This window comes from Sporosarcina sp. FSL K6-1540, assembly GCF_038620285.1.
Lineage (GTDB): Bacteria > Bacillota > Bacilli > Bacillales_A > Planococcaceae > Sporosarcina > Sporosarcina psychrophila.
In genome coordinates, this window is record NZ_CP152018.1 from 654313 (window position 1) to 676115 (window position 21803).

Here is a 21803-nt window from a genome sequence, read left to right on the forward strand (position 1 = left end):
TTTGCGAGGAGGCGTACTTCAGCCCCCACAGCAAAACGGCTTATGACCCGAGGGGTTGGCGCCTGGAGCTAGACACTGTTCTAAATCAAAAAACAGATACTTTCTTATCTTTTTAAAAGGCGATAAGTTCAGCTCTCTGGTATACCTTTCGATAAAAAGGCGCTATTCCCTTCATTATTAACTGAATCTTTACAAACATTTACATTTGCCATTCAAATAAGGAGTGATTGCGATGAAAAGAGTAATGGTGGTGCTTCTATTGCTTTTACTGTCATCTGGTTCTACGAAGCCCACTGTTGAACGTACGTCTTTACCCGATGACGAATTCCTCGTCATCGCCCATCGCGGGGCATCCGCCTACGCACCACCTCACACATTAGCCGCCTATGAGTTAGCTGTGCAAATGGGTTCAGACTATATCGAACTTGATTTACACATGACAAAGGACGGAAAACTCGTTGCGTTACATGACTCCTATTTAATGTTTCAGGATACTGAACAAGCTATTGCTGATGTAACATTTAACGAACTTCAACTTTATTTGCCGGGTGAGGAATTTAATGAAACGAACCCTCGGTATGCTTCACCTATTTATAAGCAATTGCGCATTGTTGAATTAGAGGATATCTTTCTCCATTTCGGTGACTCGGTCAATTACTATATTGAAATGAAATCGCCCAATAAGTATCCAGGTATCGAAAAAGAACTCCTACGGCAGCTTCGGGCAAATAATCTTCTCTCCAGTGATGATGGTATACCAAAAGTAGTCATTCAATCATTCAGTGAAAATAGTTTGAAGAACATATTCGACATGGAACCATCTATTCCGCTTATCAAATTATATTCATTCGACAAGGAAGCACATCTTTCAAAAAAGAAAGTACGGCAGCTTCTAAAGTATGCATCAGGTGTAGGTTTGAACGTGGATTCAGTGACAAAGAAATTTATAGACGCGATGCATAAAGAAGGATTGGACGTCCATCCTTTCACCGTCAACGACGAAAAAACAATCCGTAAACTTATAAAACTTGGAGCAGATGGTGTGTTCACAGATAAACCTGATATCGCCGTTCGTGTAAAAAATGAAGAAAGCAGTTTGGATGCCGACTAGGGTCCAAACTGCTTTTCATATTATATGTTGACTGGGTCTCTAAGTATTGTTTTCAAGACTTTTCCGCTGGCATTCCGTGGGAGTGTATCGAGAAATTCGATAGCAGCTGGTATTTTAAAGGAGGCCAGCTGGCTTTTACAAAAATCGATAACTGCTTGTTCAGTAAGCTTATTCCCTTCTTTTAATACGATGTACGCTTTCGCAACCTCTCCGTATATTTCATGAGGAATACCAATGACTGCTGCCTCGAGTACCTCTGGAATGGCATATAACACTTCTTCCACTTCTACCGGATATACGTTTTCTCCTCCGCGGATGATCATATCCTTTTTACGGTCCACAATATAAAGCAGTCCGTCTTCATCATAACGACCGAGATCACCACTGTACATCCAGCCATCTTTTATCGTTCGTGCAGTTTCTTCTTCATTTTTCAAATAGCCTTTCATCACTTGAGGGCCTTTCACAGCGATCTCACCCACCTGACCCGTCGGAAGCGGTTTACCAAACTCATCCATTACCTGTACTTCGGTTTGTGGCAATGGTTCGCCTACAGAACCGATTTTTGACAATGCATGTTGATCTTTTAACGTCGTCGCACCCGGTGAATTTTCCGTCTGCCCATACAAGTTTTGTACGTTGACGTCTGGGAACAATGCTTTCACTTTTTTCACAAGTTCATAAGGCATCGGCGCTGCTCCATAGCAGAGCAGTCGCAAATTGGATAGATCCGCTTTTTCCAGCAACGGCGTATTCAGAAGAATACTGTACATTGCCGGCACGCCAAAGAATATCGTCGCGCGTTGTTGCTCCATCGTACGAATTGTTGCTTCTGGAGAAAACGCTTCCTCAATGATGACCATTCCACCTTGGTAAATGACGGGTATGCTAAATACATGACTTGCCGCACAATGGAAAAGCGGAGCCACAATATGCATACGATCATCCTGATCCATTTCCATCGATTCACTCCATATTTCAGCGATTGCAGCAACGTTTCTATTGGTTAGCATAACGCCTTTTGGCCGACCGGTTGTTCCCGATGTGTAAAAGACGACCGCTGTATCAGCATCTAATGCTTCTCGTCGTTCGGCATGACGGCGTTCACCGTCGATAATCGCTTCGAATTCACGATTGGTAACCATTTTATGTTGTAACGCGGGTAATTTCCCTTCGAGTAAATCAAACACAGATGCCAGCCGCTCATCATAAATGAGTCCTTTCGCTTCTGAATGCGCTAAAATGTAGTTCATTTCCGGTGCAGTTAACTTTGTATTGATGGGTAGCGCTGTAAATCCGCCTATTTGGCATGCATAGTAGCCTATTAAAAAGGAATCCGAATTCATGAGACAAAATGCTAAAATGTCATCTTTCACATAACCTAAATCTTGAAAATGCCCTGCTAGATTCTCAGCTTTACGATAGAATTCCCCGTAAGAAAGTTCTTTTCCATTAAATGATGTAATAACTCTTTCTGGATATGCCTCGGAAATAATCTTCAGTTTCTCTGCAATAAACATCGCCAAGCCCCCTTTAATGTCCCTTGATAATTATTAGATAATTATAAATAGTAAAACACCTTAATGCAAGATAATTGGTAGTAAGTACAAATCCTTTAGTATGTTGAAAATGTATTATAGGATAGTAATAGCCTGATTTCATTATGAATACGACTACATGAGCTGAGATAAAGATTCCCTTAAAGTCCGCTTCGGTGCTTGGGGATGTCTTCGCTTTGTTTTCACCTGTAATCTATGCTCAATATATATAGAAACAGAAAGGGGCGATAAGAGTGGCATCTGCGCTAAATAAAATATTTTGGGGGACACTCCTCGTTTTTCTAGATTTTCATATTAATCATTTCGATATCTTTCCTGATTTCCTTGGTTATCTATTCATCTACCTAGGTTTAGCAGGATTAGTCTCCTATTCGAACCACTTTTCGAAAGCTAAACTTTATGTATTACTGCTCGCAGTAGTGTCTGTTCCGTTAATCTACCAATTCGAAGAAACTTTTGTGGGACAGCCGCAACTGACGACAACTACTTTTTTGCTAATGGGCATGTTTACAGTCATCACGCTTATCCACTTGGGATTCGTCTATCACCTTATGCGTGGGCTACTAGAAATCACACAAGAAGTCTCATTCCAACCACTTGAGAAGAAAACGGACCATTTGTTGCGTTTCTATATCATTCTGACAGTCAGCTCGCAAATTATTCCACTTTTTATATTTATCTTACCCGAAGTGGCTTTGTTGCCAATCATACTCGTACTAGCGATTGTGTCCTTTATTGTCGAAATCATGTTACTTGTGTTGATTCGTCAATTTCGGTCAAAAAGCTTAGAACAAGACATGAATTGAAAAAATCCTGTAAGAAGTTATTTCACTTCTTACAGGATTTTTTATAGGGTTATTTATTTACACTAAATCATGCATTCGATACACAAACCGAATGGTACCACCGTTTTTCAATTGGGCCACTTTCGGCAAATCAGCTTTCGCAACCGTACCGATTGTCGCATATCCTCCCGTCGTTTGAGCATCTGCCATTAGAATAATTGGCTGACCATTCGTCGGGACCTGCACAGTCCCAAACTGAGTCGCTTCGCTGACAATGTCTCCACTCTCAATAAACTCAAGTGGGGGCCCGTTGAAATAATACCCCATTCGATCTCCCCCGCGATACGTATAGCTGGAGTTTAGAAATGTATTCACACTCGATTTTTCAAATAGGTCCATATGCGGACTTTTGAACAATTCAATCGTAATGTCTTCAGTATAATTCGGGATTTTATCAACAAGTAAACCACGGTTCAAGCGCTTTTGTTTTAATGAATTCGCATAAAGGAGAGTCTCTTTTTTGACGGTCTTACCAATTAACCCCCTCGGATAACTGGAACTGCTACCCAAAATCTCCTTAACAGCATACCCACCATCCGGAATGATGTACGCAATCGCACCGCTAATCGGTTTAGTAAATGAAATCGTTTGCCCTTTCCAAATCTGAAACGTTTTCCAAAGTGGTGCTGGCGTTTCTCCGTCAATCATTGCACCTAAATCTGCTCCTGCAATGACAATTTTATGATCGGTTAATACCTCTATCATTAAGCCGCCTAAGAAAAGTTCTAGCGCATTTGTGCCTTCATCATTCCCAATAATATCTTGGCCTAACTGGAATGCCTCTCTATCCATTGGTCCTGCAACTGGCATACCGAAACGCCGGAAACCGAATCTACCTTGGTCCTGTATCGTAGCATAGACGCCAGATTTGACGACCCGAAATAACGGAATCATATCGCGTCTCCTAGTGCACTAACACGAACATTAACAGACGCCAACGCTCGACGAATTTGACGGGCATGGGACGCCACACCCTGTCCATCGCCATGGAAACAAATTGTATCTGCTTGTAATGAAATCATTTCTCCAGTTATTGTTTGCACCTGCTTGTTTAACACAATATCCATCACTTGTTTTTCAATTTCTTCATATGTATGGAGGACAGCTTCCGGCAATAACCTGGAGCACAATGTACCTTCTGCCGTATACCTGCGATCTGCAAATGCTTCACCCGCCGTTTTTAGGCCGATTTTATTCCCAGCCTGCAATAACTCACTATTACAAAGCCCATATAAATACGCATTCGGTACAGCATCATAAACGGCTTCTGCAATTGCATCAGCAACAGTCCGGTTAATCGAAGCAGTATTATAAAGGGCACCATGCGGCTTCACATGGTTCAACGTAACACCTTGTATGTCGCAAAATTGTTTGAGTGCACCGATTTGATAGACGACTGCATTGTAAATTTCACGGGGGGACATCATCAGCTCTCTTCTTCCAAATCCCTGTAAATCAGGATATCCGGGATGTGCGCCAATTGAAACCTTTTGTCTAGCCGCTTGTTCTACCGTTTTCTGCATAACATTAAAGTCACCGGCATGAAATCCGCACGCAACATTGGCAGATGTTATCGAGCTGAAAAGGGCTTCATCTTCCCCAACCTTAAATTGACCAAAACTTTCACCGACATCTGCATTTAGATCAATTCGCATTATAATCCCTCCTTTACAAACTGCATTATCATTTCAGGTTCACGCGCTAACTCTTCTTTCATCTCATTAAAGGTTTCAAGAGATATAGAACGAAATTTCAATTGATCACCGGCACGTATTAAAAACGGTTCAATGCGTTTCAAACAGTATAGATCGAGTGGTGTCCGCCCAATTATATTCCAACCTCCAGGAGATTCTATCGGGTAAATACCTGTCTGCGTGCCTCCAATTCCAACGGTTCCTTTAGGTACGCTTAATCGTGGTTTTTCCAAACGTGGGACATGGAGTATCTCCGGCAATTCCCCGAGGTACGGAAATCCTGGTAAAAAACCAATCATATACACCTTATAGCTTGTGCCTGTATGTATGGCGATTACCTCTTCACGTGTCAGCCCTGTATGGTTGCAAATCCGCGGTATATCTTCACTAAACATGGTGTCATAACAGACTGGTATTTCAATGGTACGCGTGTTTACACTCAATATACTGTCAGTTCTATTCACCCACTTTTTCAGTAATTGTTCAATGATTACACTAGGGTTCACAAGTTCTTTGCGAAAAAAAACAGTTACCGTTTTATTACTCGGTACGACCTCTTCAAGTAAATGATTCCTGTCACTTTCAACAACCTGACAAAATTGCTGGATTGTGTGATAGATTTCTCGGCTCGTCTCCGGGCCAAAGTCGAAACGTATTGTTTGTTCGTTCATAACCATTGCACGGGGGATAATTTGCTTGTTAGGATTCATCAGCAGATAGCACTTCGATGCATACGGCGACGCCTTTTTTCAAATCTTCATGTGACCAGCTTGGAATTTTGCCATGTTCAATCGCCAATTCATGTGAAGCAGGTATATGAAGAAAACCCGATTTCAACGTTGGGCGTTGTGTTGCTGCATAATACAGTCCTTCATACATGACGTTGTTGCATAGATATGTGCCTGCAGTATTTGAAACTTCAGCCGGCAGCCCTTCTTCTAGTAATCGATTCACCATTGCGCGAACTGGCAGTGTTGACATATATCCAGCTTCACCTTGCGCTTGAATTTGTTCATCAACAGGCGTATTACCATTATTATCAGGCTCGCCGTCTTTCACATTAATTGCAATCCGTTCAGGCGTCATTTTAAAACGGCCTCCCGCAAGCCCCAGTGAAATCACTGCATCTGGTTTTAGCGCTTCAATATGAGTAAGAAGTTGCTCGCCGGATGATTGGAAGTCTACCGTCAATACTTCACTGTGAATTTTGTAATTGCCGATCACTTTGCCATGCAGTTCTTCTACGATTTTCATCGTCGGATTAACAGTGAATTTTAAAAAGGGCTCAAATCCTGTGAGTAAGAGTGTTTTCATTATGATGACCTGCTTTCTTATAATTGGATAGGACGTTGACGACTCATTTTGAGACCTGCCCTTTCTATCTGCACCTGCGCTTGGAATAAGGTATCGATAATCGCCAAATCAAAAACTTTATGCGCATTGATACAGTCCAAAAGCGCTTCTCCATTGACGATTTCATCGGCTGCTTCTGAAATAATATCTGCCGCAACCCATTCAGGATAACGCATAATCCCAACAGATTTATACGTTGGTGTCACAGTTGTTTCTGTATAGAAATGGATTCCTTCCGCTTCTTCAATTGGGAAGATCTCAGGAAGCCACTGATTTCCATATTTAATAAAACGTTGTTGCCAATAGTCATTCTCCACTGCGATTTTGGTATCTTTTATAACTCCACTTACATTGCTAACGATTTTATCCAAATTCCTTTGGTGCAGTAAATGGTTAACCTCCGGAGAAGTGCGGCCAATGCCGTAAATCTTAGCGCTCGGGAGAAAATAGGATACTGGAAATCTAGGTGGACTATTGTAACCTGCAAAAGGTTGAACCCATTCATGTGCTGGTATTCCGTGATCATCAACGATAATGTCCGGTGCCCATTTCCGCATAATTTCGGGGTAAACATTCGCTTCACCAAACATTGTTTTTTGAAAACGAATATGCGCAAACTCCAAACCGACTGCATTATACCTTGCTGCATGGTGCTTCCATTCGGGGTGTTCATACATTAACTCTTTAACCAGTTCATAACCATCCGGGTTAGCCAATGGTATTACAACAACATTCATTTCCTTATAAAGATCTTTAAATTGAAGATCCAAATTGTCTACTAATTCCAAGATGGCAGGTATACTCGAAATTTCATTCGCATGATGGCCTGCTTCTATAAATATTGTCTTTTTCATTAATGTCATTTTCAATGTGGATTCAAATACTTCACCGGTCGGCTCATAACACTCTATGACTGGAATGGCATGTCCATTATAAGAATTAGCCGGGTAGACTACCTTGTAACTCTTTTGTTCTTTTAACCACATATTTACCTCTTCGTGAATATGTTTAGTCGGGAAATTAAATCGTTCAATTCGCTTATAAATCACTTTGTTATCCACATTCATTGACGCTTGGTCAAAGGCACCATCAGTAGTAAATGTGACACTGGAAGTGGTTACATCTACGGTATGTTTATCATCCCATTGATAGATACGAATCCTAGCTTCCGGTTTCTCCCCTATGCGTACATGCATATAGGGATGGACGCCACCGGGTGCATTAAACGGTTTACCTTCTACTTCAATACCCATTTGCGCAAAATAGTCGAGCGTATTAAAATACAAATCCTCATGTAATGCTTCAAGTGATGAAATCCGTTCTTCATCAACCGGAAGTTTCTGTTCTTCTTCACTCATCCAGACGTCAAGTTCAATCCGATCAAATAACGGTCGTACATGCCCTTGTCCTTCATTGTAGAGTTCAACAGATTTTCGTAGTTTCGGTAAAATTTCTTCCGTATAATAGCGGTAAAATTGTGCCCGATCTGTTTCGATGATTTGTTCTTCAATTACCTCACCATGACGAATGATACGGATCGCACTTGTTGATGGATAAACAACATGTTCACCATCAACATAGTTCATTTTCGATACAGGTACTTGCAGCTTGCCAAGTAGTTTTTTTACGTTATTCTGTAACATACCGTACACGGCGTAAGTACCTTCTAATTCGCTATTTAAGGTAAATGTAACATCATCAGCACGGATAGCCGTTATTTCTTCGATATATCTATCAATCGGATAGATTTCTTGAATCCAACGTATTGGTAACTCCAAAGCTTGTGCACGCTCTTCTTTTTGTACTTCAATGACCAGTTCTCGGATGTCCTCAGTTAGTTCCGAAATCAGTTCTTCCTGTATCCAATGAAACCCCGTTTTAAATGACGATCTAACTCGGATTGAGTTCATTGCAGGATAATCCGACTTCAATTGTGCAGCCAGCTGTTCACGGATTTCACGCGGCTCAGATAGATACACTTCAACATCCGCATGCTCTAAGTTTGTTAAAGATTGCATTGCACGTATCACACGTTCAATTTCCCCTTCATCCGACCAACTTTCTTCTATTAATAATGGGGACTGTGGCTTGTCATCAATAACGTGTTGCTCCCAGTGACCAAATGCACCGCCCTCACTCCAATGGTTGCTTTCTGCCAATGTGCGAAGGGCATTCGGTACATCTGTTTTCGTACCCGCCAATCGAATTCGATTCTTTTCTTCCAACGTCAATACTGATTGCTCTCCGGATGCAACTGTAAACTGGATATGTGCCCCATCCTGTCCAGTTAAAGCGTGTTGGATTTCAGTGCTATGTAAAGCAGTTCTTGCCGCAAAATGACACAATTCTTTCAACAATAATGTTGTCATCATCTGCTCTTCTACTGTGATTTGTAAGCTAAGTGTCCTAGTTGGTGAGGCTTCTGTATGTTGACCAAAACCTGAGAAACTCCAGATGTCACTTATGCTTTCAACATCAGTATAAAAATGTTCGTTCTTTTTATCCGTTAAATCAAACTCACCAAATGCTAACTCTCGTAACAATGACGACAGTTCCTGTTCATTTTTAAAGGTTAAGACCAGTTTTCCATCCAAAAATGTAGCCGTTGTCGTTTCTTCTGAATGCTCAAATGACATCGTCACTTTCTGTCCAACTTCTTCAAAAAACGTAAATGACAGCGCTGTTGTTTCAAACCCCGCTCTTGCGCAAAAATCGATAAGTCCTTCTGGCAATAAGCCTTCGGGTAAATCAATGAACAAAGATATACCATCCACGACGCCGTCTCTATTTTTATCAACAAGCATGCCCTCTAGTGACCATAGTGCGGAAATCTGACTCATTTGCTCATCCCCTACATTTTCATATTCGGATCATACTTATCGCGAAGCCAATCTCCAAGTAAATTAAAGCCAAGCACTGTTAGCATAATTGCTATACCTGGAAATACGGATGTCCACCATGCCGATGTTATGTAGTTTCGGCTATCTGCAAGCATACCGCCCCATGACGGAATCGTTGGATCTACACCTAGACCAAGAAACGTAAGCGATGCCTCGAGTAAAATGAACTCTGCAATATACATTGTTCCCAGTACTAAGATAGAGGACATAACGTTCGGTAATATATGTTTCCGTATTATTGTAAAGTTTGTTCCTCCAATTGCCTTTGCTGCATGAACGAATTCCTGCTCTTTCAACGAAATAACTTGACCCCTAATTAGTCGAGCAAAACCTACCCAATATGTTATTCCTAAAATAATAATAATCTTCCAAACGCCCGTCCCAAGAACACTCATAATTACGATAGCAAACAAAATGAATGGGAATGCGAGTTGAATATCTGCAACACGCATAATTAAATCATCCAACCATTTACCAAAGAATCCTGAAATTAGCCCCATTATTGTACCGATAACAAGGGATATTAAGACCCCAAAAAATCCAACCATCAATGAAATTCGCGCACCATAAATGATGCGGCTAAATAAATCCCGGCCAAGCTGATCAGCTCCAAGGAAAAACGTTGATTCTCCTGAAGGATCGGCCCAAAATGGAGGATCTAATCGAGAGGTCAGACTTGCTTTAGACGGATCGAACGATACAATCCACGGAGCGAATAGTGCCGAACCGACCGCTAGAAACACTAGAATCATTCCAACAAAGCCAGCAGGGTTTTTCTTAACAAAACGGAAAATACGTTGCAATATTGTTTTCTCTGGACGCGTTTCAACTTCTTCGATTCGCAACTTTGTCATGATTTACCACCTCTTCCAGCTTTAATCCGAGGGTCTATCAATGTATAACTTAAATCTACAATTAAATTAACAACAACCATGATAATCGCAAGGAAAATCACTCCACCTTGAATGACCGGATAATCTCGTTGATTGATGGCATCAATGATTAAACGTCCGATGCCTGGCCACGAAAATACTTGTTCAACAATAACCGTTCCACCAAGTAATGAACCGAACTGTAACCCTAAAAATGTAATTGTCGGCAATAAAGCATTCCGGAATCCGTGTTTGATAATGACGGACCATTCACTAATTCCTTTCGACCTCGCAGTTGACATATATTGCTGATTCATCACTTCCAACATTGATGATCGGATTAATCTAGCCAAAATACCCGATAAAATCATTCCGAGTGTAATTGACGGCAGGATAAGTGATGAAAGACCATCGAATCCTGAAGACGGCAACCATTTTAAATTTACAGCAAATATCAAAATCAACATTATCCCAAGCCAAAAGTTAGGGAAAGATATACCTATTAATGAAAATATTCTTCCAAAGAAATCAACAGGTGTTCCACGTTTAACAGCCGATATTATTCCAACTGGAAACGCAATCAAAACCGCAACAATTATTCCACCAAGTGCTAACACTAGTGTAGCCCCAAGCCTTTCAAAGATTAATCCTATAACCGGTGTGCCGCTTCGGAATGATTCACCAAAGTCCAATGTGACTATACCTTTAAGAAAAATACCATATTGCACGTACAATGGTTTATCCAATCCGAGTGCAGTTCTGACTTCGGCTATCGCTTCTTTAGATGGTTCACCTGCTGAAAACATGACGGACACAGGATCCCCGGTCAATCGTATTGAGAAAAATATAATAACGGAAATAGCTAAAACGACTAGAACTGTATGAAATAGCCTCCGGGTAAGGTATGCAATCATTTTCTTTCCTCCGTCCTCTTTAAAAGAAAGAGATAGTATGAGGACCATACTATCTCTATATGAATTGGTTATTGCCTAGCGGTAACCAGCTTATTTGACAGTAACTTCTTCAAGACGCATACGATCTTCATGCGGTGGTTGGAAGTTTTCCAAACGCTCGTTTACTGCATATAAATCTACTGCTTGATACAAGTTCACTTCAGGTGCTAAATCATACAAGAGTGTTGTCAATTCCATGAAAATTTTATGTCTCTCATCTTGGTCAACTGTTGCTCGCTGTGCAGCCAATAATTCTTCTATTTTTTCATCTTTAAAAGATGGGTTCCATTGTTCGCCTTCGTGGTACATTAAGTACGCTGTATTATCGAAGTCCAATGTCCAACCACCCCAGCCTTGGCGGTACATATGGCCTGCTTTACCGTTTGGAATTAAATCTGAAATTAATGTTGTATTATCTACACTGTTTATATTCATTTTCAATCCGACTTCTTCCAGATAAAATGCAACTGCCTGTGTGATTTCTTTAAAGTTTCCATCATTCCCAGGAATGAATACATCTAGTTCTGTTCCTTCAGCAACTCCAGCTGCTTTTAACATTTCTTTTGCTTTTTCAGGGTCATATGCATACGGTTTCAAATCTGGATTATTACCAAATGACAATTCACTTTGATACGTACTGATTGGAATACCATAGCCACCTAGAATTTCTTCAATAATTTCATCTTTGTTAATTGCGTAGTTAATCGCTTGTCTTACTTCTTTTTTATCAAGAGGTGCATTTGCTGTATCAAAACGTAAAGAGAATACAGTCGGTGTTCCAACTTCTTCAAGCTTTAAAAAGTTTGTGTCTTTCACTGTTTTTGTTTGCGCAACTTCAACACGTTTCATAATATCAATTTTTCCTGTTTGCAGTTCTGCAAGTCGTGTAGAAGCTTCAGGTATAATTTTGAAGGTTACTTTATCAAGTTTTGGAAGTCCTTCTTTCCAATAGTCTTCATTTTTCTCCAGAACTACTTCTTGATCACGCTTATAACCTGTCATTTTAAATGGACCTGTACCTACCGGTTTATCATTAAACTCTTCATCCGAAACTTCTGTCACATAACCTGGTGGTACAATGACTGCTCCATATCCGGCTAGTTTGGTAAGCAAAACTGGATCTGGGGAATTCAACTTCATTGTAATTGTGTATTCATCTTTTACTTCGACAGAGTCAATAGAGGTATAGTTTGAATACTGAGGCCCTTTTTGTCCCTCTTCACCCAGTAAACGATCGAACGTAAACTTCACTGCTTCTGCATTGAATGGTTCTCCATTATGAAACACAACGCCTTGACGTAATTTGAACTCTAGCGTACTGTCATCTAAGTATTCCCAGCTTTCTGCAAGTCCCGGTTGCAACTCCAAATCAAGATCCCTTTCTACTAGTCCTTCGAATACTGATATTGCAACAGTACTCCAGTCTAGCAAGAACGTATCGATAGGATCCCAACTTTGTGGATCGCTATTAATACCAACGACTATTTCATTTCCGCGATCAGCCGCGGGATTCTTCCCATTAGCTTCTTTCTTAGTTCCTTCTGTTTTGTCATTTCCGCCGCCTGAACAAGCTGCTAACACAAGCATTACTACCAATAACAATGAAACAACTAGATTTTTATTCTTCGTCATAATTTCTCCCCCATACTATGATTTTTTAAGTGCATTTCTATACGGATACAGATCGGTATAGCCTATTTTCTCCGATATATTTGCCGCTGCCTCCCAAAGAGATTGTAAGAAGTGATTCGCGTTCTCTTTAGGCAGGGATACAGGAAACCCTGCAATACTGATTGAGTATTCTACCTCGCCATGACGATTAAATATTGGAACTGCAATCGAAACAGTTCCTTCTTCAAGCTCCGACAGACTATAAGCGTATCCTTCACTTCTAACTTGCTTAATCAAGGACCATACTTCTTCTGCCGACTTTGGAGTCTGGCTGGCATAATTCGTAAGAGGCATTGATAATATCGCGTCTATTTCTTCATCTGGCAAAAATGATAGTAATGTCCTCGTGCATGCTCCTGCATAAAGCGGGGCATGTCTGCCGACACGCGTGTACAATCTAACTGGCCGAGTGCTTTCCACTTTTTCAATGTAAACGCCATTATTATTTTCCCGTGTAATCAGTTGAACAGCCTCATTGAACTGCATTTGCAATTGCCGCATAAAAGGAAGTGCAATATTTCTTATTTCCAAACCGCTTGCCACACGTTCGCCTAGCTGTAGTAACTTCAAACCAAGCGAATAGCTGTCACCATCTATTATGGCGCCGTTCCTTTCAACAGGTGTCCGCTGTAAGAAACCTGCCTCTACCAATGTCCTCAAAAGTCTTAGTGCTGTTGGTTTCGGAATTTCTGTATAAGCTGAAATTTCATCTAACCGCCAGTAGGGATGATCTTCTGTAAATAAATCAAGCAATTGCAACCCTTTTTCCATCGTTTTACTCATACATGCTCTACCTCGGCAGTCTTGTATAAATGACAAGAAACTGAATGATTTTCATCCATAAGTTGAAGTTCCGGCTTCACCGTTTTACAGACCTCCATACAAGAAAAACATCTTGGATGGAATGTGCAGCCATTCGGTGGACTCGCTGGACTCGGAACATCCCCCCTTAAAATAATTCGTTCTTTTTTCTGAAGTGGGTGCGGACTAGGAAGCGCTGATAACAAAGCTTTTGAATAAGGATGCAGTGGATCGTCGTATAACTTATTCTTCTCTGAAACTTCCACCATCTTACCTAAATACATAACACCAATACGATCACAAAAATGCTTAATGACGCTTAAATCATGGGATATGAAAATATAAGTCAAGCCAAATTCTTTTTGTAAGTCTTTCATAAGATTCAATACTTGTGACTGGATAGAAACGTCCAATGCGGAAACCGGTTCATCCGCTATAATGAGTTTTGGTTTTGAAATTAAAGCACGTGCAATTCCAATTCGTTGACGCTGACCACCCGAAAATTCATGCGGTAATCTTTTCAATTGTGCCTGTGATAACCCGACTTGGTCAGCAACTTCAAGCACGCGTCTATGCCTTTCTGCTTTATCCGTTATACCAAAATTGATTAACGGTTCTTCAATAATCTTATAGACACGCATTCTTGGATTTAATGATGCATACGGATCTTGAAAAACAATTTGGATATCTTTCCGCAACTTTCGCATTTCATCTTTATTAATATTCGTAATATCTTGTCCTTGGAAAAAAATTTTCCCTTCTGTCGGTTCCATCATTCGCATGATTGTTCGGCCAGCTGTACTTTTACCACAACCCGACTCACCAACAATTCCGAATGTTTCACCCTTCTTCACGTTGAATGTAATTCCATCTACCGCTTTTACATGTTGTGTCGTCGTGTTGCCAAATACTCCCCCTTTAATGGGGAAGTATTTCTTCAAGTTTTCAACTCGGAGTAGTTCTTCCCGTTCAATCATTTGGTCATCACCTCCAGTTTTGCTTCATCATATAACCAGCATCTCACTTTGTTTTTATTTTCAGTTTCAATTAGCGGTGGGCTTTGTGTACATCTTTCATGGACCATTGAGCAGCGTGGTGCAAAACGACACCCACTCGGCATACTACCTGGTGCAGGCACCATTCCTGGAATAGAAGATAGATATTCTTGCTGTTCATTAATATCAGGCAATGATGCAAGCAACCCTTTCGTATAGGGATGCTTCGGCTGATCAAATAAATCGACAATTTTTGCCTCTTCTATAATTTCTCCCGCATACATAACGATGACACGGTCACACATTTCAGCAACAACGCCCAAGTCATGTGTAATTAGCACAATTGACATATTCAACTGTTGCTGCAGTTTTTTCATCAGTTCCAAAATCTGTGCTTGAATCGTAACGTCCAATGCGGTCGTAGGTTCATCCGCAATTAAAATTTCCGGATTACAAGACATGGCAATCGCAATCATTACACGCTGACGCATCCCACCTGACAACTGGTGTGGATATTCATCCAGCACTTGTTCAGGTCTCGGTATTCCCACTAATTGCAACATTTCAAGCGCACGGGCTCTCGCTTGCTTTTTATCGATATTTTCATGATTTAAAATCATTTCTATTATTTGCTTTCCGACTGTATAGACCGGATTCAAGGAACTCATCGGTTCTTGGAAAATCATCGATACTTTCTTCCCTCTAACTTTACGCCAGTCCTTTTTACTGAAGTCTTTAAAATGAAGATCATTCAAATGAATATCCCCACTTTGCCATTCAACTCCCGGTGGTAGCAATCCCATAAGTGAAAGCGCTGTCATACTTTTTCCACAACCTGATTCACCTACGATTCCAAGCGTCTCACCTTCATTCAATTGAAAACTAATTCCATTGACAATCGCAGTCTTTATTCCATCATCTTGAATACCAACTTGTAATTTATCTACTTCCATTAATGTTCGAACCATTAATACACCCCTCAATGGTTTCATTATTTGAAACGCAGTTTCATTTATCTGATTCTTAACATTGTAACTATAATTCCGCCACTTCGCAATAGTCTTTCAATATTTATTTATTCACATTTTCTGGATACGATTGTATACGGTCGGTTACCTCTTCACACAATAAAAAAAGCTGAACTCTTGTGAGTCAGCTTTTTTCATGTCTGTTGATTAACCACTTTTTTGCTTAAGTTACTTGTAAGGTAGGCGCAAAATTCTTCATTTGGACTAGTACGTTTTCTGCTCGCTTTCGGCTAAATTAATCACGACAGTTTTACTGAGGAGAAGAGGAGGGTTGCCTGTCGTGTATCTACAACGTTTAAGTGAAAACTGCAGTTGTTTAAAAATTAAGAATCGATGACTTTTCACAGAAGTTATAAGTGCCCGAAGATACAATTTCGGGCACGTTTGCATTTTCTACAATGCGTTCCTTACTTATCTTTCAGCAAAATCACACTTGTTATTACGTGATATCCTGTAGAAATTAACATTTCCTTAAAATAAAAAAGAAAAACCATAGAGAAGGAGTAAGCAGCCAAAATTGTATTTTTGACTGCCTTTATCCAACTAAGAAGCCAACTATTCTTTCATCCCAAAAAGCTTTAGAACTTCGTGTACTTATACCTTTGGAGAACGACGGATGAACGACCACCATGCGATTATCGAAAAACAAGATCTATGGGGATGCGACTGCGTCGCATCCCCATAGATCAAAATATCTCGGTAATCGGATAAGAGTCGTTCAATCCAAAGTGATCTAAAAGCAACTGTACACTGAACGCCTAGTGTTTGATAAGGTTATTTTCCATTTGATTCAAACCTGTTTTTTCAACTTCCAGATCTCTGTCGCATAATCTTGGATTGTTCGGTCGCTGGAAAACTTTCCTGAGTGAGCGACATTCGTGACACTCTTATGGAGCCAGGATAATTTATCACGGTACGTCTGCTCCACTAGTTCGTGAGTTTCAAGATAAGGTTCAAAATCTTTTAAAACAAAATAAGGATCATTTTGGGATAGAATATTGTAATAAATATCTTTGAACTCAATTTCATGCGATCCAAATTCACCCTGATTTAATTGATCTAAAATCCGGCTAATCCTGTCATCCGTATTGTAAATATCCGTAGCATTATAACCGCCATGTTGATGGTAATTCAATACTTCATCCGCTTTTAAACCGAAAATGAAAATATTTGCATTGCCAACAGCCTCTTTAATTTCAACATTTGCACCATCTAGCGTACCAATTGTTAAAGCGCCATTCATCATCATTTTCATGTTGCCAGTACCTGATGCTTCCTTACTCGCCGTTGATATCTGTTCACTAACATCGGCTGCTGGTATAATTTTTTCAGCAAGGCTAACATTATAGTTTTCTAAAAAAACAACTTTTAGTTTACCCTGAATAGCCGCATCGTGGTTCACAATCGAGGCGACCTTATTAATAAGCTTGATTACTTCTTTCGCTAAATGGTAACTCGGTGCGGCCTTTGCCCCGAATATAAATGTGCGAGGAATCATATCTAGATTTGGATTTTCTTTTAATTCATTGTATAAATAAATAATGTGGAAAATATTAAGTAACTGACGTTTGTATTCATGAAGTCGTTTAATTTGTACATCAAAAATTGATTGATCATCTACTAAAATACCCGTGCGCTCATGAATGAGGTTCGCTAATATTTGCTTATTTTCATGCTTCACTTGATAAAATTTCTCTAAAAATGAAGCATCCTTCGAATATTTTAATAAGCTGATAAGCTGTTTGGGGCGTTGTATCCACTGCGGACCAATTGACTCTGTTATAAGTCCCGATAATTTAGGATTTGCTTGCAACAGCCAACGGCGATGGGTGATTCCGTTCGTCTTATTGTTAAAACGTTCCGGGAAAAGTTCATAAAAATTCTTCATTTCCTTTTCCTTTAAAATATCCGTATGAATTTGCGCGACACCATTCACACTGAAGCTCCCAACAATTGCGAGCCGTGCCATGTGGATTTGTTCATCAGCGATAATGGCTAGCTCCGGAATTTTCTCTCTAAGCTCCTGATGATCAAACCAGAGTCCTTTGCAAAAACGCTCGTTAATTTCATCAATAATCATATAAATACGCGGAAGTAGATGCTCCATCATGCCTTTAGGCCAGGTTTCAAGCGCTTCACTCAATGTTGTATGATTCGTGTAGGCAATTACTTTCGTCGTTACTTCCCAAGCACTGTCCCAACTGAAGTGCTCTTCATCCATAAGTATTCTCATTAGTTCAGGAATTGCTAAAGTTGGGTGCGTATCGTTCACTTGAATAACCACTTTTTCAGGTAAATACTTCAACGATTTTTGATGGTTCTTTTTAAAGTCCTTAATGATATTTTGTATACTGGAAGAAACAAGGAAATACTGTTGCTTTAAGCGCAACTCTTTTCCTTCATACTTCGAATCGTCAGGGTATAAGTATCCTGAAATTTGTTCAATCGAATGCTTATGATCAAGATCATGGTAATAATGCATTCCTTCTTCTGATGAGCCGTCCCGATCTAGACCAACTGATTCTGCACTCCAAAGACGAAGTGTATTGATCACTTCATTTTTATAGCCAACAATAGGAATATCATAAGGTATCGCCATTACCTTATCTGTATTTTCATGTTTAAATTCAATATTTCCATCATTCCGCTGAAACATATGTACGTTTCCGTGATAATGAATGCAAATAGCTTCGTCTTCTTTTCGTGTTTCCCAAGCGTACTGATCCTTTAACCAATAATCCGGAAGCTCAACCTGGTTACCATGGATAATTCGCTGTTCGAATAACCCGTAACGATAACGTATTCCGAAACCATGTCCAGGATATTTAAGTGAGGCTAATGAATCGAGAAAGCAAGCCGCTAATCGGCCTAACCCGCCATTCCCTAAACCAGCATCATGCTCTTGGGCATAGATGTTATCAGGGTCGAACCCTAACTGCTTCAGCGCCTCATTTGACTGTTCAAGCATCCCACAATTAAGCAGGTTACTTTCAATTAAACTACCCACTAAAAACTCCATCGATAAATAATAAACTTGTTTACAGCTTTTCTCGTTATATCTTTTTTTAGTCGATTGCCAATGCGGTAGGATCTCCTCATTGACAATTGAAGCAATCACATAATAAATGTCTTTATTGGTCGCATCTGCTACTTCTTTACTTTTGTCTGTTTGTAATTTGCTTATGATCCGCTCTTTAAACTCATCCACAGTTAGTTCAAGCAAGATTCTGCCCCCTATACACTTATTGTCGTTAACTGGTCATAAATGGTTGCATAATCTCGAGCTGAACTCTTCCAACTGAACTGACTTTTATTCACATTTTTCACCACTACTGGCCACTGAATAGGATCATGATAAATTCTTAAAGAATAGCGTAAGGTAGCCAATAAATCATCAGCATTGTAATTTGTAAAACTAAATCCATTTCCTTCACCAGTTAGTTCGTTAAACGATTGAACTGTATCCCTCAATCCCCCTGTCTCCCGCACAATTGGTACCGTTTTGTATTGTAAGGCAATGAGTTGGGCTAATCCACAAGGTTCAAACTTTGATGGCATGACAAAGAAATCGGCACTTGCATATAATTGTCGCGCTACTCCTTCATCAAAAGCCAACAAGGTCACAAGTTTATTGGGATGACTCTCAGCGGCTTCCGCAAAATACGTTTCAAATTCTTCATCCCCGGTTCCTAAGATTATGAATTGAACATCTTCGTGGAGAAAATCATCTAAAATATGTTGAACAAGATGCAAGCCTTTTTGTTCAACAAGCCGAGTAATAATAATATAGAGCGGCTTTTCAGCTATGATTGGCAATCCTAGTTTTTCTTGAAGTATAAGTTTATTCTCCTTCTTTTTAGCTCTTGAAGAACGGTAGTTAACTGCAATTGCCGGATCCGTTTGAGGATTATAATCTTTAGTATCAATACCATTAAGCACACCGATTAAATCAGCGGACCGTTCCAAAAGAAATGGGTGAAGTTCTTCACCATAGTAAGGTTCTTTTATTTCTTCTCCATAACTCGGACTAACCGTTGTGATTTTATCTGCATGAAACAGGCCGCTTTTCAAACAGTTCAGCATTCCATTCCATTCAAAACCACCGATATGCTCCCGTGACATATCAAAGAAATCCTCAAATATGTCGATTGGCATCAGCCCTTGGTACTTAATATTATGAATTGTCATGACGGTTTTCATATCGAATATGGGCTGAATAATTTTAGCAAGAGCAACAGCCATACCCGCTTGCCAATCATGTGCGTGAAGTACGTCCGGTTTAAAATCTAGATGGGTTAATGCTTCAATAACAGCACGACTAAAAAACAAAAATCGTTCACCGTCATCGTAATACCCGTATACCCCTTTACGGGTGAAATAATACTCATTTGAAACGAAGTAATAAATGATATTGTTATATTCTAATGAATACATACTTGCTTCCGAATTACGCCAGCCAAGCGGTACATTAAAGCTCATGACATACTCCATTTTATCTCGCCATTCTAGCGGTATTTCATCATAAAGTGGAAGAATCACTCGCACCTCGACTCCTTCATTCTCTTTCAATGCTTGTGGAAGTGACCCGATCACATCTGCTAATCCACCGGTTTTAATAAAAGGTGTGCATTCCGAAGCTACAAATAATACATTTCTCATATGAAATCTTCCCTTTCCAACCAACGATTTCTTTTTTTACATGACTTGTCTTTTTGCAACGACATAGGGTTTATCCTTTGATCCGATTAATTGTTGATTTGCGGTCACATGAACGTCTTTATCTAATATCACATTCTCCAAATGGACACCTGCTTCAATTTTACAACGCTGCATGATAATCGAGTTTTTTACCGTTGCACCTTCTTCTACGGTTACACCTCGAAACAATACACTGCCCTCTACCTCGCCAGCAATAATGCAACCATTTGCCAGAATTGATTTTTTGACACTCGCTTCATTACGATATTTCGTAGGTGGCTGATTCCCAACCTTCGTCCGAATAAATGGTAGTTTATAAAATAATGCTTTATAATTCTCCTCTGATAATAGATTCATATTATGTCGATAATAACTCTCGATGGAATTGATAAACACACCATAACCATTGTTTTTATACGTTTGAACCTTTAACGTAGCAAGATTCTCTTTAATGCCATGGACAAAAAAATGATCTTGGTGGTGTGCGATACATTGATCAACTAACGTCATTAATAAGTCTTTATTGATTATATAAACACCCGTGAAAAGGTCATTTTCTTGCTTATCATTCGTGATAGTAGTGACCCAGCCATCTTCGTCTGCTTCAATTCGAAATGCAGAATCATGTTCAGTATTTAACGTCTCAACATGAGTAGTAATCAGCGTGACATCTGCTTTATTAGCAAGATGACTTTTAAATGCATCTTGATAATCCGTATTTGATATAAATTGACTTCCGCTAATCAGTACATAGGAAGATTTTCCACGAGCAAAATAATCACGGTTATTATGAAAAAAACTCAAATCGCCTTTTGAAATATCAGATGGATCGTTCCAATCCGGTGGAAGAATAAACAAGCCACCATTGCGCTCATCCATCTCCCAGCTACCACCTGTTTGAAGATGATCCATTAAGGATCTATATTTATTGCGGGTAAAAATAGCCACTGACTCTACATTAGAATTCCCCATATTCGAAAGCGGAAAATCAATTAAACGATAACGACCTGCAAAAGGAATTGTGGCACCACTACGAAAATAAGTTAATTCATGAAAATAATGATGCTCGTGTTCCAGATTAATAAGGCCCATCATTGTGTTCATCTATTTTCCCCCTTAAATTGTATAGATAGTCGGTACTTAACAAATAGATTGTCCTTCCAACATCGCTTTGTCGCTTGGTGATGGCCTCACGCAATAAGCCCGTCAGAAGATCACTGGCGGTCTTATTGCTCCGGCTCACACTTGTCGCTCCTTCGCTAGATTTACTCGTTATACTGGCGAGGTATACCACCTAGTTAACTTCAAATAAGTAGTGCCGAA

The 21803-nt window shown here is 39.9% G+C and carries 17 protein-coding genes; 2 read left to right on the forward strand and 15 right to left on the reverse strand.

All coding sequences use genetic code 11. The annotated features are described in order from the left end of the window. The first annotated feature begins 232 nt into the window (after positions 1–232). The gene (locus MKY15_RS03010; RefSeq protein ID WP_342538925.1) at positions 233–1111 is read left to right on the forward strand and encodes a glycerophosphodiester phosphodiesterase family protein; all 879 of its coding nucleotides are present in this window, start codon (positions 233–235) and stop codon (positions 1109–1111) included. 20 nt (positions 1112–1131) lie between these two features. On the opposite strand, the gene MKY15_RS03015 is transcribed toward MKY15_RS03010, so the two are convergent. Then, on the reverse strand, positions 1132–2631 hold the full coding sequence (locus MKY15_RS03015) for a long-chain fatty acid--CoA ligase (protein WP_342538926.1): 1500 nt from the start codon (positions 2629–2631) through the stop codon (positions 1132–1134). Between the two features lie 272 nt (positions 2632–2903). Between MKY15_RS03015 and MKY15_RS03020 the strand changes: the two genes are divergently transcribed. Continuing rightward, positions 2904–3476 (forward strand): hypothetical protein, encoded by a 573-nt coding sequence (locus MKY15_RS03020; protein ID WP_338655417.1) that lies wholly within the window; start codon positions 2904–2906, stop codon positions 3474–3476. A gap of 57 nt (positions 3477–3533) precedes the next feature. Here the strand turns inward: MKY15_RS03020 and MKY15_RS03025 are convergent, their stop codons facing one another. The 14 genes from MKY15_RS03025 to glgD all read right to left on the reverse strand — a co-directional run bounded on the left by MKY15_RS03025 (position 3534) and on the right by glgD (position 21584). Then, positions 3534–4409 (reverse strand): biotin-dependent carboxyltransferase family protein, encoded by an 876-nt coding sequence (locus MKY15_RS03025; protein WP_342538927.1) that lies wholly within the window; start codon positions 4407–4409, stop codon positions 3534–3536. Then, entirely contained in the window at positions 4406–5173 is a 768-nt protein-coding gene (locus MKY15_RS03030) for a 5-oxoprolinase subunit PxpA (protein ID WP_342539701.1), read from the reverse strand. The genes MKY15_RS03025 and MKY15_RS03030 overlap by 4 nt, the downstream gene beginning before the upstream one ends. Continuing rightward, entirely contained in the window at positions 5170–5919 is a 750-nt protein-coding gene (gene pxpB, locus MKY15_RS03035) for a 5-oxoprolinase subunit PxpB (protein WP_342538928.1), read from the reverse strand. Before pxpB ends, MKY15_RS03030 begins: the two co-directional genes overlap by 4 nt. Further along, the gene (locus MKY15_RS03040) at positions 5909–6523 is read right to left on the reverse strand and encodes a pyroglutamyl-peptidase I (RefSeq protein ID WP_187045651.1); all 615 of its coding nucleotides are present in this window, start codon (positions 6521–6523) and stop codon (positions 5909–5911) included. The genes pxpB and MKY15_RS03040 overlap by 11 nt, the downstream gene beginning before the upstream one ends. Before the next feature lie 17 nt (positions 6524–6540). Next, positions 6541–9402 carry a M14 family metallopeptidase gene (locus MKY15_RS03045; RefSeq protein ID WP_187045652.1) on the reverse strand — a complete coding sequence of 954 codons (2862 nt, stop codon included), beginning with the start codon at positions 9400–9402 and terminating at the stop codon, positions 6541–6543. Between the two features lie 11 nt (positions 9403–9413). Beyond that, on the reverse strand, positions 9414–10316 hold the full coding sequence (locus tag MKY15_RS03050) for an ABC transporter permease (RefSeq protein WP_342538929.1): 903 nt from the start codon (positions 10314–10316) through the stop codon (positions 9414–9416). After that, on the reverse strand, positions 10313–11248 hold the full coding sequence (gene nikB, locus MKY15_RS03055; RefSeq protein WP_187045654.1) for a nickel ABC transporter permease: 936 nt from the start codon (positions 11246–11248) through the stop codon (positions 10313–10315). The genes MKY15_RS03050 and nikB overlap by 4 nt, the downstream gene beginning before the upstream one ends. Positions 11249–11338: 90 nt before the next feature. Continuing rightward, on the reverse strand, positions 11339–12919 hold the full coding sequence (locus MKY15_RS03060; RefSeq protein ID WP_338655412.1) for an ABC transporter substrate-binding protein: 1581 nt from the start codon (positions 12917–12919) through the stop codon (positions 11339–11341). Positions 12920–12934: 15 nt separating this feature from the next. After that, positions 12935–13741, reverse strand: coding sequence for an IclR family transcriptional regulator (locus MKY15_RS03065; RefSeq protein WP_342538930.1), 807 nt, complete (start codon positions 13739–13741; stop codon positions 12935–12937). After that, complete coding sequence (locus MKY15_RS03070; protein ID WP_338655410.1) at positions 13738–14736, reverse strand: dipeptide ABC transporter ATP-binding protein; 999 nt, start codon at positions 14734–14736, stop codon at positions 13738–13740. Before MKY15_RS03070 ends, MKY15_RS03065 begins: the two co-directional genes overlap by 4 nt. Next, complete coding sequence (locus MKY15_RS03075) at positions 14733–15722, reverse strand: ABC transporter ATP-binding protein (protein WP_338655409.1); 990 nt, start codon at positions 15720–15722, stop codon at positions 14733–14735. Before MKY15_RS03075 ends, MKY15_RS03070 begins: the two co-directional genes overlap by 4 nt. A gap of 850 nt (positions 15723–16572) precedes the next feature. Further along, complete coding sequence (locus tag MKY15_RS03080; protein WP_342538931.1) at positions 16573–19005, reverse strand: glycogen/starch/alpha-glucan phosphorylase; 2433 nt, start codon at positions 19003–19005, stop codon at positions 16573–16575. Between the two features lie 11 nt (positions 19006–19016). Continuing rightward, positions 19017–20441 carry a glycogen synthase gene (locus tag MKY15_RS03085; RefSeq protein WP_342538932.1) on the reverse strand — a complete coding sequence of 475 codons (1425 nt, stop codon included), beginning with the start codon at positions 20439–20441 and terminating at the stop codon, positions 19017–19019. Positions 20442–20477: 36 nt separating this feature from the next. After that, positions 20478–21584: a glucose-1-phosphate adenylyltransferase subunit GlgD gene (glgD, locus tag MKY15_RS03090; protein WP_342538933.1), complete on the reverse strand. Its 1107-nt coding sequence runs from the start codon at positions 21582–21584 to the stop codon at positions 20478–20480. Between the last annotated feature and the right edge of the window lie 219 nt (positions 21585–21803).